Source organism: Mycobacterium sp. NGS17 (genome assembly GCF_059813205.1).
Genome location: NZ_JCALED010000001.1, coordinates 172,357 through 183,883 on the forward strand (window position 1 = coordinate 172,357; position 11,527 = coordinate 183,883).

An 11,527-nucleotide genomic window follows, 5' to 3' on the forward strand; every position below is an offset into this window, starting at 1 on the left:
CCGCTTCCTCATGGCCCTCACGGCCGCCGCACGCCCGGCCCGTGCCCGCGCGCTCAAGTCTGAATCGTGCCGATCATATTCGGCCACTTCGAGCCCGAGCAGACAGGTCGTCAGACTGCGATTTCGGTCTCAGCAGTTTGACCGCCGAGCTTCAGCGCCACAGCGCCATGCGGTCCAGCAGCCGGTCACGCAGAACGAGCGTGTGGAAGAGTACCGCCGTGATGTGGGCGGTAAACGCCAGGAAGAGCAGCAGCGCGAAAGCGCCGTGGCACCCCCGCAGCACCGCGAAAACGTCGACGTCGCGCGGCGCGATGCCGGGCAGCGCGACCGGCCCGAGCAGCGTGATCGGGAATCGCGCCGCGGACAACATCGCCCACCCGGTCACGGGCTGGACCAGCAACAGGCCGTAGAGCAGGTACTCCGACCACGTCGCGATGCGGCGTTCGGTTGCGCTCATCGTGGCCAGAAAAGCGGGCGGCCGGTGCCTGATCCGGTTCGCCAGCCGAACCAGCGCGAAGGCGAGGATCAGCAGGCCGAGGGGCCGATGGACGGCCAGCAGCAGCGGGTAGTAGCTCAGTGCGGCGATCATGGTCACGCCGATGAGCAGTTGTGCGATGACCATCGGCGCCATCAACCAGTGCAGAACGCGCGACGGCACGGTGAAGCGCGCCCCGGCGGTCGCGCGCGTCATTGGAGGACCGCTTCGACGTCGACCGCGCTGGCCGCTTTGGATTCGCCGGCGCGGCGGGTGAACGAGCGGGCATACACGGCCGATCGCGCGGCGAGCAGTGGGTCATCGGAGGCGGCGATGCCGTCGGGCAGCACCAGCGGGTCGAAGTTGACGTCGCGCGCGTTGCCGGCGTCTTCCGTCTGGACCGCAGCGATGGTGATGGTGCCGGCGTCGATGGTGCGCCGCGCAGCAGGCCAGGGTTGGGTGGCGTCATGGGTCGGGTCGCCCGGCTCGCCCACGGTGAGGACGAGCCGCCACCTCAGCGGCGTGTACGCCAGGGTGCGGATCAGGGCGTCGAACAGGTAGTCCCTCGCCGGTGGCGACGCCGTCACGTCGACGCCTTGCTGGGGAATCGCGGACCAGCGCACCGGTACCGTCACGCCGGCGCCGTTGGTGAACCGGAAGGCGTTCAGCCCGTAAAAGGTGCTGTCGGCAAATCCCATGCTCGGCGGTGTCTGCTTGATGACGCGCATGGCCGCGGCGGTCTCGGGGTGGCGCTGCAGGAACGCGGCCATCTGCTGCGGGTCGGGCTTGCCCGTGCCTGGCAGCGGCTTGGACGCGAGCAACCGGTCGTAGAACCCCTGCGGCGTGCTGTCCGGAAAGACCGGGATGTTGATCATCGCGGTGCGCCACTGCCGTCCGTCGGGGCCGTCGAACAACAATGCCAGCCCCCGGACGGTGTCGAACTTGTCGGCCTGGTCGGGCAGCCCACCGGACAGCGAGAACCGCCCGATCAGGGGAATGCTCCCGCGCCGGAAGACCGCGGCCCGGCATATCGCCGCGGCTGCTCCGTTGCTGACGAACGTCCCGGTGGCGCTCAGGCCTTTGGCGTGGTTTCGCCGGAAGCCGTCATGGCGGCCGTAGACGCGCTCAAAGCGATCCGTGATCCCGGGCGGAGTCAGCGCGCCGGGACGCAGCCAGCCACCGGCATACGCGAACCCACCGACGTCGACCGCGGCGAACCCGGCTACCGCGCCCATGCCCAGTAGCGCGCGACGCCGGTTCAGCGCGCCGAATTGCGACGGCGTGGCCGGGGTCTCCGGCGGCTCGGCGGGCGACCCGTCATCGTGTTGCCCGCCGTCGCGATCACGGGATTCCACGGCCCACCGCCCTTCCCGTTTGCGCAGGCCACGCCGCACAAGCGCAGGACGAAGCCGGTGGTAGCAATTCACGCACGGGCCGCTGCCCCGTGCAACTTCTGCGCCGCCCATTAGGCACATCCGGACGACGGCGCGGCGCCCGAAATCGTTCAGCGTTTTGAGCGTGGTACGCCGCGTGTCCTACCATTGACTAAACACTTGTAGCTGTATCTGCATTCAGTAGCGCAGATCGACGGAGTGCGTCTCCTCCGTAGGCAACCGTGTTCCCCGAGGGTTGAATACACAGCCCCCGGATATGGCAATGGCTGTTAGAGCTAGCGGTGTCCCGCACGGAACCGAATGTGAGTGATAGACCATGGGCGAACAATCCGGCGATCTTGTCGATCCAACCGCTTTCGAAGTCGGCAAACATCAGGTAGACCAGGCGGTTGTACTCACCGTCTCCGGCGAGGTCGACATGCTCAGCTCGCCGCTGCTGGCCGACGCCATCCAGACCGCGATGGCCACCAAGCCCGCGGCACTGATCGTTGACCTCTCCAAGGTCGGCTTCCTGGCCTCGGCCGGGATGACCGTCCTGGTGACCACGCAGGCGGAGATCGAGCCGCCGACGAAATTCGCGGTGGTCGCCAACGGCTCGGCCACCAGCCGGCCGATCAAGCTGATGGGAATCGACAGCGTGCTCTCGCTCTACAGCAGCCTCGACGGAGCGCTGAGCGGCATCGCTGGTGAGTGAGCCTCGGCGAAGTGAGCACGCAACTGGGGACGATGGGCCGCTCTGATCAACCGCAGAACGTGTCGAACATCGATGACCAATCCCGCTTCGTGCGGACGCGAGTGGGCGCCGACGCGCGCAGCGCGGCCCGGATCCGCGCCGAGTTCGGGGTGTGGCTCGGACGATATTTCTCCCTTGACGACGACCGCTTCAGTGATCTCCTGCTTGCGGTGAACGAGGCGATCGCCAATGCGGCGGAGTTCGCGTACGTCGACGCCGCGGAGCGCGGGACCGTCGACGTGCGGGCGGCCTACGACGGCGGCTCGGACACCTTGGCGGTGTCCGTCGACGACCGCGGCCGGTGGCGACAGAAAAAGCCGGTTCAGTACCAGCAGCAGATGCGCGGCCGTGGCATCCCGCTGATGGAGGCGCTCGCCGACGACGTCAGCATCAACCGCACTCGGCAGGGAACTCGTGTCACGTTGACGTGGACCGGCCTGACGCGGCCCGGCTGTAGCGCCTGATCATTGCTGCAATCACGCTTTCCTGGCTAAGCCATTGGGCGGCAAAAGGATTCATCGCACAAACCGCCCGTGGCGCGGTCAGCTCGCGTCAGACAGCCAAGCGGCACAACGCATCCCGTAACATCACCGGCATGGGCGGACGGCTCGCAAATCAGGGTGGATGGACATGAAGACTCCTCTTGCGCAAGCTTTCTCGATTCTCGGTCTGGCCGCCCACCTGGGCCGAGGCGCGGGCCGGGTGGCCACCGACGCAGCGATCGGCGGCAGATTCGGTCTGCCGCGGACGGTCGACGGGATCGATCCCACAGTCCTGTCCCGGGTCATGGGTACCACCGTCCGGTCGATCCGCGTTCTCAGCCGGGCCGCGGGCACGTCCTCGCGGGGCCGGCTGGTGTTGACCGGAAAGAACGTGCCCGACTCGGTGTTCGTCAAGGTCGCGGCGCAAAGCGCCGCCACTCGGCTGATGGGCGAACTCGGTCGCCTCGGACACACCGAGGTGCGGTTCTACCGTGAGCTCGCGCCTCAAGTCATCGGTGTGCCCTATTGCTACGGCGCGGCATTCGACGCCCGGACGGGCCGCTACCTGCTGGTCCTGGAGGACCTGCCGGCCGAGTCGTGCGAGTTCCCCGACACCTTGCATCCGTTGTCGGCCGATCAGGCGAGCCTGATCATCGAGCTGCTGGCCGAACTGCATGCCACCTTCTGGGGCCGGCTCCCGCGCGACGGGCGCGGTCCGATGGGCTGGCTGTATACGCCGTCCGGCGACGTCACGTCGTTGCTGACCGGTTCGCTGATGCACCTTTCGATCAAGCGGCTCGCCGAGCGCATTTCCCTGGTCGACGTCCCCGTCGACACTGGCCGCTTTATCGCCGACAACTACCGCGCCGTCGCCACGCTCATCGACGCTCCCCCGCACACCGTCATGCACGGCGACGCCCATCCGGGCAACATGTACTTCCAGGGCGGGAAGGCCGGGCTGCTGGACTGGCAGGCGGTGCGCCGGGGACACCCGTCGCGCGAACTGGCCTACACGCTGATCACCAGCCTGACGCCGGAGGACCGTCAGGCCAACCAGCGCGACCTCCTCGACGACTACCGTCGGGCGCTGATGGCGGCCGGCGGACCCGAGTTGGACCGCGACGACCTGTGGCTGCGATTCCGCCAGGGCGCGTTGTACGCATACGTCGCCGCGCTGATCACCGCCGGGATGGGCGGGATGCAGGTCCAGAACATCGCGATGGAGGGCCTGCGCCGCGGCGTCGCGGCGCTCGATGATCTGGAAACCGTCGCCGGGCTGAAGGGTTCTCTGTAGAACAGACCCAATTCGGCTGAGGCTATTGCCTTCGTCGCGCCGAGAGTTACGCTACCTACCGTAGCGAAATGCTGCGCGGCTAGCCGCTCAGCCCTCCCGAGACAGCACCGGCGGCGAAGAGGAGTCTCATGTTCGACCTGAAGATCATCGGTGGCACGGTCGTCGACGGCACGGGCGCGGAGCGCTATGCCGCCGATGTCGGCATCAAGGACGGCAAGATCGTCGACGTCGTGCGACGCTCGGCCAACGGCCCCGCGATGAGCGGGGAAGCGGCCGAAACCATCGACGCGACAGGGCATGTGGTGGCCCCCGGCTTCGTCGACATCCACACCCACTACGACGGCCAGGTCAGCTGGGACAGCCTGCTCGAGCCGTCCAGCGGCCATGGTGTGACCACGATCGTGACCGGCAACTGCGGCGTCGGCTTCGCGCCCGTGCGGCCCGGCAGTGAGCAGTGGCTGATCGAGCTGATGGAGGGCGTCGAGGACATTCCCGGCACCGCGCTGACCGAGGGCATCACCTGGGGCTGGGAAAGCTACCCCGAGTACCTCGACGCGGTCGGCAAGCAGAAGTTCGCCGTCGACGTGGGCAGCCAGATCGCCCACGGCGCGGTCCGGGCCTACGCGATGGGCGAGCGCGGCGCGCGCAACGAGCCGGCCACCCCCGAGGACATCGAGGCGATGGGACGGCTGGTTCGTGAGGCGATCGAGGCCGGCGCGCTCGGATTCTCCACCTCGCGCACGATGGGCCATCGCGCGATGGACGGCGAACCGGTGCCCGGCACGTTCGCCGCCGAGGAGGAGCTGTTCGGTCTCGGCCGCGCGATGGCGGCGGGCGGTCAGGCGGTGTTCGAGCTGGCACCGCAGGGCGCGGCGGGTGAGGACATCATCGGGCCCAAGAAAGAACTGGACTGGATGCGGCGACTGAGCGGCGAGATCGACCGTCCCGTGTCCTTCGCCCTGATCCAGGTAGACGCCGATCCGAAACTGTGGCGCGAGATGCTCGACCTGTCCGCGGACGCGCACGCCGCGGGCGCCCGCCTCTACCCCCAGATCGCGGCGCGGCCGTTCGGCATGATGATCGGCTTCCAAGGCCATCACGGTTTCAGTCATCGGCCCACTTACCGCCGGCTGAAGGCCGAGTGCAGCCGCGACGAGCTCGCGCAGCGGTTGGCCGACCCCGCGGTGAAGGCGGCGATCCTGTCGGAGGATGACCTGCCCGCCGATCCCACATTGTTGTTCGACGGGATGTTCGCCTTGGTGCAGCACTCGCTGGGCAGGCTGTACGCGCTCGGCGACCCGCCGGACTACGAGCCCACCCCGGACCGCACCGTCGCCGCCATCGCCAAGGCGCGCGGCGACGATCCGCTGTCCACGCTGTACGACCTCATGTTGGAGTCGAATGCAACTTCCATGCTGATGCTGCCGCTGTTCAACTACGCCGACGGCAACTGCGACGCGATCCGGGAGATGCTGCTGCACCCGGCGGGCGTGCTCGGCCTCTCCGACGGCGGCGCCCACTGCGGCATGATCTGTGACGCGTCCTACCCCACCTTCCTCCTCACGCACTGGGCACGGGACCGGCACCGGGGTGAGAAGCTGTCGCTGGAATACGTGATCCGCAAGCAAGCTCGCGACACCGCCCACCTGTTCGGCCTCACCGACCGCGGCACCATCGAGCCGGGCAAGAAGGCCGACATCAACGTCATCGACATGGACGCGCTGACCCTGCACCCGGCGGCGATGGCCTTCGACCTGCCGGCCGGGGGGAACCGAATATTGCAGGGCGCCAGCGGTTATGCGGCGACCATCGTCAGCGGGACCGTCACCCGCCGCAAGGACGTCGACACCGGGGCCCGCCCCGGGCGCCTGGTCCGCGGGGCGCGCTAAGAGCTCATGGCAACGGTGGCCGGCAATCCGGCGCGCGCCCGCGATGAGGATGCCATCGGCACCCCGCCGGAAAGCCCGACGCTGGTGCCCGCCGAGCGCTACTACTCCCCCGCCTTCGCCGCGCTAGAGGCGCAGCGGATGTGGCCGAGGGTGTGGCAACTGGCCTGCATGGTCGACCACGTGGCGACACCCGGCGACTACTTCGAATACCGTTGCGGCCCATATGGGGTGCTGATCGTCCGTGACGACGACGGGATTCTCCGCGCCTTCCAGAACGTCTGCCGGCATCGCGGCAATTCGCTGTGCACCGGATCCGGTTCCGGCCTGCGCGAAGTCAAATGCGGCTAGCACGGTTGGACCTGGGACCTGGCCGGTGCGCTCAAACGGGTGCCCAACCGTAAGGGCTTCGGCTCGCTGCGGATGTCCGATTTTCCCCTGATACCGGCGCGGGTCGAGACCTGGGCCGGGCTCGTCTTCGTCAACCTCGATCCTGGCGCGGTCTCGTTGACCGAATACCTCGAGGCGGTGCCCGACGACATCGCGTGGTGCCACCTGGAGGATTTCCGCTGCTACGCCACGCTCACCATCGAGGTCGACGCCAACTGGAAGACCATCGCCGACGGCTACAGCGAGACGTACCACATCCAGACCCTGCATCCGGAACTGCTGCGTTGCGTCGACGATATCCATGCGCCGCAACAGATCTGGGGCCACACCGGGAAATCGGACCAGCCCTATGGCGTGCAGAGCCCACGCTTTGACGGCGCCCTGTCCGACGAAGAGGTCTGGGACGCCTACGTTGAGACGCAGGGCGCGCTGATGGGGGCTGCCGAAGGCACGCCCATCCCGGCGCGCGAGTCCGGCCAGACCGTTCAGGACCTTATCGCCGCGCGCACTAGAGCATTCGCGGCCGAGCGCGGCGTCGACCTCGCCTGGGCCGATACCGATCGCATGACCCGGCTGCACCAGTACAACGTCTTTCCCAACATGACGCTGCTGGCCAACGCCGATCACCTGACCGTGATGTGCTCGCGGCCCGCCGCGGACCCCTCCCCCGACAAGGGCGAGCTGATCATGTTCTTGATGACCCGGCTGCCGCCCGGTGCGCAGCACAACAAGCCGACGGATATGCGGACGACCGCCGGGGAGGCCGAACCGGGCCTGGTGCTCACCCAGGACATCGCGGTGCTTCCCGGCTTGCAACGGGGCATGCATCAACCCGGCTTCACGCATCTGGTGTTGTCCAGCGAGGAACGCCGCGTGATCAACATGCATCGCAACCTGGAGCGCTACCTCGAACTGCCCGACTCAGAGCGCATGACCGGCGGCGGGTGTTGACGGGTCTTGGGTCGCAGGCGGTATGGGTCGGGTGATCGGCCCCGGTCACATCAACGAAAGTCTTGATGTAGCAACGTGTTTGACACTTGACGATGCACTGCCGGTAGTGACCCCGCTAACCCGACTCAATTGTTGGTCGGTGGTGGCTGGGGTTGGAACGGTGTGTACCACCACCAGTCGGCGCGTTCGCCGAGCGGCCCACGGCAGGGAGGGACGGCGGGTGGGGGTTGGGTTGGTGGGCGCGCGAGCGATCCCGGGTGCAGGGGTCGCCCGGAGTTGTCGGTGACGCTGAGGTTGTCGGCGGGTCCGGTGATGGTGATGACGCCGCGGTGGTGCAGCCGGTGGTGGTACGGGCATAGCAACACCAGGTTGGCCAGTTCGGTGGGGCCGCCGTCTTCCCAGTGCCGGAGGTGATGGGCGTGCAGACCACGGGTGGCCCCGCAGCCTGGCACCGCGCACATCCGGTCGCGATGCTCCAGCGCGCGGCGCAGCCGCCGACTGATCACCCGCGTCGCACGGCCGGCGCCGATGACTTCGCCGTCGCGGTGAAACCAGGCTTCACAGGTGGCATCACAGCTCAGGTAGCGGCGTTCGGCCTCGGACAGCAGCGGACCCAGATGCAGCGCCGCGGCGGGCTTTTCCACGTCGACATGCACCACCACGGTGGTGTGTTGCCCATGGGGACGCCGCGCCGCCTCGACGTCCCAACCCGTCTCGACCAGGCGCATGAACGCGTCGGCGGTGCCTGGCAGCGGCGGCGCCTGATCGCTGACGCCCTCGCCGTGCTCGCGCTTCCACTGAGCGATCAGCGCATCCCGATGAGACGCCAGCGCCGCGTCGAATTTCGCCGCATCCAGGTGTGGAAGTTTGATCCGCCAACAGGTGAACTCCTCGTTGGCGGCTTTGGTGATCGATCGCTCTGGTTGCGGCCCAGGATCGGGCTCGGGCCGCGGTTCCAACTTGACCACGGTACGCAGCTGGTTGACCGTGGCGACCTGGGCCAGCGCCGCATAGTGCCCATCGGAGCCCTCGCCGGCGCGCGCCGCGATGACCCCGACCTGATCCAGCGACAACCGGCCCTCCCGCATGCCCTGCGTGCAGCGGGGAAACTCCTCGAACCGGCGCGCGACGGTAGCCATCGTGTGCGCGTTCGTCGAGGACGCCCCGAGCTTCCAGGCCACCAACGCCGCAACCGAGCGTGCGCCCGTGATCCCGCAGAGCCCGTCGCGATCGATCTCGGCGACGATCTCGACCATGCGCCCATCGATCGCGTTGCGCTGACCGGTTAACTCCGCCATCTCCTCGAACAGCACCTCGAGACGATCCTTGGGGCGCACTTCGACGCTGGCTGCAATCGCGGTCGGAGACATGGCGCCATCATCGCAGCCACCACCGACAAACCCGACCGCCCGATCTGCTCAACGGGTCACCCTCGCCCTGCTCTACCGGCCGCAAACATCGTGGAAACCTCGTATCTCGCGCATCGACACCACTAGTAGCGCATTGATTCTGCGCCGGGCGCTCCCGCGTCCCAGCAAATGAGCGTCGGAACGCCGAAGTGATATCTCGCAACATAATTCGCGTTCACGGCGCGAAAGTGGCGTCCAGCGATTTAGAATCCCGCTTGTGATGACCCCGTCTTACCCCTGGGGGGGCAATCGAGGGCAACTTGCGCGGCACCTTCGGCTGCCGTATCACACGCTCCGCCGGCGGCGGACGCGACGTCTGTGCCAGAGTTTCGAACGGGTGGGCGTTCGAACGGCACCGGAGCGGCTGCGAGAAATGTTAGCGGGCGCGCCGCTGGCCGCGCACGAACTGCTCAACGTGAACTTCGCGTTGATCGCGATGCAGCTCGACCGCGAATCTCGCGCCGCGCGCTACAAGCGGCTCAAGAAGCGCGGCGCCCGTTCGTTGATGTTCGCGGGTCTGATCGTGGTGGTGCTGAACTTCCTGATGTGCATGGCCTACGTGCTGTTGAACCTGGCGGAACAGTCGGCGCCTTACTAGGTCTTCAGCGCGGCACGACGATGCCGTTGTCGTAGGCGTAGACGATCGCGGCGGCCCGGTCGCGCAGATCGAGCTTCCCGAAGATGCGGCCGACATGGCTCTTGACGGTGACGCCGGAGATGCACAGTTTGTCGGCGATCTCCGTATTCGACAACCCTTGGCCGATCAATGTCAGGACGTCGAGCTCGCGGGTGGTCAGTTCGCCGATGGCGATGCCGCGGGGACCGGGTGCGGCCTTGCGGTACGTGGTGAGCACGCGCGAGGTGACCGCGGGATCGAGATAGCTGTCACCCCTGGCGACCGCCCGCACCGCGCGGATCAACTCCTCGGCCGAAGAGTCCTTGAGCACGAAGCCGGCCACGCCGGCACGCAGCGCTCCCGACAGCAGCTCGTCCTCGTTGAAGGTGGTCAGGGCCAGCACCGGCGGCCTGCCACCCAGCCTGCGCGTCGCCTCGATCCCGTCGACGCGGCGCATCCGCAGATCCATCACGACGACGTCGGGCCGGTGCTCGGCCACCGCGGCCGGCACCTCGTCACCGTCGGCACATTCCGCGACGACGACGAAACCATCCTTGCGGCGCAGGATCCGGCGCAGGCCCGACCGCACCAGGTCCTGGTCGTCGACGAGCAGCACGGTGATCTCGGGCGTCGCTGAATTGTCTGGGATCATCCCTTGCACCACCACGGGCGCCAGGCGACATCGCCTTCGTGCAGCGGTATTTCCGCGCACACCGACCAGCCGTCGCGGGTGGGGCCGACGTCGATCGCGCCGCCGAGCAGCTCCACCCGCTGGCGCATACCACGCAAGCCGCGTCCCTCGGCCGACGGCGAGGCCGCCACCGCCGCGGGAAGCAGATTGGTGATGGCCAGCCTCGCCGACACCGCCGAAATATCCAACACCACACCGGCTTTCGACTCTGGGGCGTGCTTGGCGATATTGGCCAGCGACTCCTGGGTGATGCGGTACAGCGCGAGGCCGACCGCGGCCGACACGTGATCGGTGGGCCCTTCGACGCACAGCGCGACGGTCAAACCGGCCCGCTGAAAACCTTCGACCAGCACCGCGATGTCGTCGATGCCGGGCTCTGGAGCGGTCTGCGCGGTCTTGCTCGGCCAGTTGTCGAGCAGCCCGACGGTACGACGGATGTCGGCCATGGCCTGGCGGCCGAGCCGCTCGGCCTGCTCCAGGGCCTCGACCGCGTCATCGACGTCGCGATCCTGCTGCAGCGCGCGGCGCGCACCCGTCACGTGCAACAGGGTGATGCTCAGCGAGTGGGCGATGACATCGTGCACTTCGCGCGCGATGCGGCGGCGTTCGTCGGCGGCGGCGTGCTCGGCCAACATGTCTTGTGCCTCAATCTGTTCCGCCAGCAGCAGCCGCTGGGTTCGCATCAGGTAACCGAGCAGCCATCCCACCGCTATGAAACCCAGATACAGCACCACCGTGTCGAGGCGATGCAGGGCGGATGCGGTGAGCAACAGCGCCGCCGCCGAGAGGCTCGCCAGGATCCCGCCCAGCACCGACGCCAACGTCGCGACGACCAAGACCATCAGGACCAGCAACGCCGGGGCGAAATCGGCGTGGATGGGCGTGGACGTGCCAAACAGCGTCAGCGCGGTGGACGCCGTCCAGGTGGCCCACAGCGGCCCCGGGGTCATCTTCGTGTTGAAGATCAAGAACGCGAACGAGGGGGACAGCGCCAGGGCGAACGCCGTCAGCGCCACCGGCAGATCCGAGACGGGCCGCTGCAGCGTCCCGATCACCCCGCCGAGCACCAGGGCGACATCGACGGAGATCAGCGCCGCCCAGGTGATACCGACGGGAATCAGCTCGCTTCGCCGGCGCAGCAGTTCCCGCAAGTGATCCGCTGCGGCATGCAACATCGTCCAATCCTAGAAGAGCCGGCTGCCTCGT

10 protein-coding genes and 1 pseudogene are annotated in these 11,527 nt (G+C 67.7%); 6 read left to right on the top strand and 5 right to left on the bottom strand.

The genetic code is table 11. From position 1 onward, the window contains the following. Nucleotides 1-151: 151 nt before the first annotated feature. Both AC5Y7E_RS00855 and AC5Y7E_RS00860 read right to left on the bottom strand, forming a co-directional pair. Nucleotides 152-691: a cytochrome b gene (locus tag AC5Y7E_RS00855; protein ID WP_499947182.1), complete on the bottom strand. Its 540-nt coding sequence runs from the start codon at nucleotides 689-691 to the stop codon at nucleotides 152-154. Next, nucleotides 688-1,830, bottom strand: a complete 1,143-nt coding sequence (locus tag AC5Y7E_RS00860; RefSeq protein WP_499947183.1) for a catalase family peroxidase — start codon at nucleotides 1,828-1,830, stop codon at nucleotides 688-690. The genes AC5Y7E_RS00855 and AC5Y7E_RS00860 overlap by 4 nt, the downstream gene beginning before the upstream one ends. Before the next feature lie 355 nt (nucleotides 1,831-2,185). Between AC5Y7E_RS00860 and AC5Y7E_RS00865 the strand changes: the two genes are divergently transcribed. From AC5Y7E_RS00865 to AC5Y7E_RS00885, 5 genes and pseudogenes are all read left to right on the top strand, one after another. Continuing rightward, entirely contained in the window at nucleotides 2,186-2,563 is a 378-nt protein-coding gene (locus AC5Y7E_RS00865) for an STAS domain-containing protein (RefSeq protein WP_499917475.1), read from the top strand. Nucleotides 2,564-2,622: 59 nt separating this feature from the next. Beyond that, nucleotides 2,623-3,066, top strand: a complete 444-nt coding sequence (locus AC5Y7E_RS00870; RefSeq protein WP_499947537.1) for an ATP-binding protein — start codon at nucleotides 2,623-2,625, stop codon at nucleotides 3,064-3,066. A gap of 166 nt (nucleotides 3,067-3,232) precedes the next feature. Next, nucleotides 3,233-4,378, top strand: coding sequence for a phosphotransferase (locus tag AC5Y7E_RS00875; protein ID WP_499947184.1), 1,146 nt, complete (start codon nucleotides 3,233-3,235; stop codon nucleotides 4,376-4,378). Between the two features lie 128 nt (nucleotides 4,379-4,506). Then, nucleotides 4,507-6,267 carry an N-acyl-D-amino-acid deacylase family protein gene (locus tag AC5Y7E_RS00880; RefSeq protein ID WP_499947185.1) on the top strand — a complete coding sequence of 587 codons (1,761 nt, stop codon included), beginning with the start codon at nucleotides 4,507-4,509 and terminating at the stop codon, nucleotides 6,265-6,267. 6 nt (nucleotides 6,268-6,273) lie between these two features. Next, nucleotides 6,274-7,605, top strand: a pseudogene (locus AC5Y7E_RS00885) (aromatic ring-hydroxylating oxygenase subunit alpha). 125 nt (nucleotides 7,606-7,730) lie between these two features. On the opposite strand, the gene AC5Y7E_RS00890 reads toward AC5Y7E_RS00885, so the two are convergent. Further along, the gene (locus AC5Y7E_RS00890; protein ID WP_499947186.1) at nucleotides 7,731-8,975 is read right to left on the bottom strand and encodes an HNH endonuclease signature motif containing protein; all 1,245 of its coding nucleotides are present in this window, start codon (nucleotides 8,973-8,975) and stop codon (nucleotides 7,731-7,733) included. 376 nt (nucleotides 8,976-9,351) lie between these two features. On the opposite strand from AC5Y7E_RS00890, the gene AC5Y7E_RS00895 reads away from it, so the two are divergent. Continuing rightward, nucleotides 9,352-9,612 (top strand): hypothetical protein, encoded by a 261-nt coding sequence (locus AC5Y7E_RS00895; protein ID WP_499917470.1) that lies wholly within the window; start codon nucleotides 9,352-9,354, stop codon nucleotides 9,610-9,612. 4 nt (nucleotides 9,613-9,616) lie between these two features. Here AC5Y7E_RS00895 and AC5Y7E_RS00900 read toward each other — a convergent pair whose 3' ends face one another. Both AC5Y7E_RS00900 and AC5Y7E_RS00905 read right to left on the bottom strand, forming a co-directional pair. Then, nucleotides 9,617-10,282 (bottom strand): response regulator transcription factor, encoded by a 666-nt coding sequence (locus tag AC5Y7E_RS00900; protein ID WP_499917469.1) that lies wholly within the window; start codon nucleotides 10,280-10,282, stop codon nucleotides 9,617-9,619. Continuing rightward, entirely contained in the window at nucleotides 10,279-11,496 is a 1,218-nt protein-coding gene (locus tag AC5Y7E_RS00905) for a sensor histidine kinase (protein ID WP_499917468.1), read from the bottom strand. The genes AC5Y7E_RS00900 and AC5Y7E_RS00905 overlap by 4 nt, the downstream gene beginning before the upstream one ends. Nucleotides 11,497-11,527 lie beyond the last annotated feature (31 nt).

Excerpts from the sequence above, each read along its gene's own strand:
- AC5Y7E_RS00905 (WP_499917468.1), bottom strand. The coding sequence starts at position 11,496 with ATGTTGCATGCCGCAGCGGATCACTTGCGGGAACTGCTGCGCCGGCGA.
- AC5Y7E_RS00865 (WP_499917475.1), top strand. The coding sequence starts at position 2,186 with ATGGGCGAACAATCCGGCGATCTTGTCGATCCAACCGCTTTCGAAGTC.
- AC5Y7E_RS00900 (WP_499917469.1), bottom strand. The coding sequence starts at position 10,282 with ATGATCCCAGACAATTCAGCGACGCCCGAGATCACCGTGCTGCTCGTC.
- AC5Y7E_RS00855 (WP_499947182.1), bottom strand. The coding sequence starts at position 691 with ATGACGCGCGCGACCGCCGGGGCGCGCTTCACCGTGCCGTCGCGCGTT.
- AC5Y7E_RS00880 (WP_499947185.1), top strand. The coding sequence starts at position 4,507 with ATGTTCGACCTGAAGATCATCGGTGGCACGGTCGTCGACGGCACGGGC.
- AC5Y7E_RS00875 (WP_499947184.1), top strand. The coding sequence starts at position 3,233 with ATGAAGACTCCTCTTGCGCAAGCTTTCTCGATTCTCGGTCTGGCCGCC.
- AC5Y7E_RS00890 (WP_499947186.1), bottom strand. The coding sequence starts at position 8,975 with ATGTCTCCGACCGCGATTGCAGCCAGCGTCGAAGTGCGCCCCAAGGAT.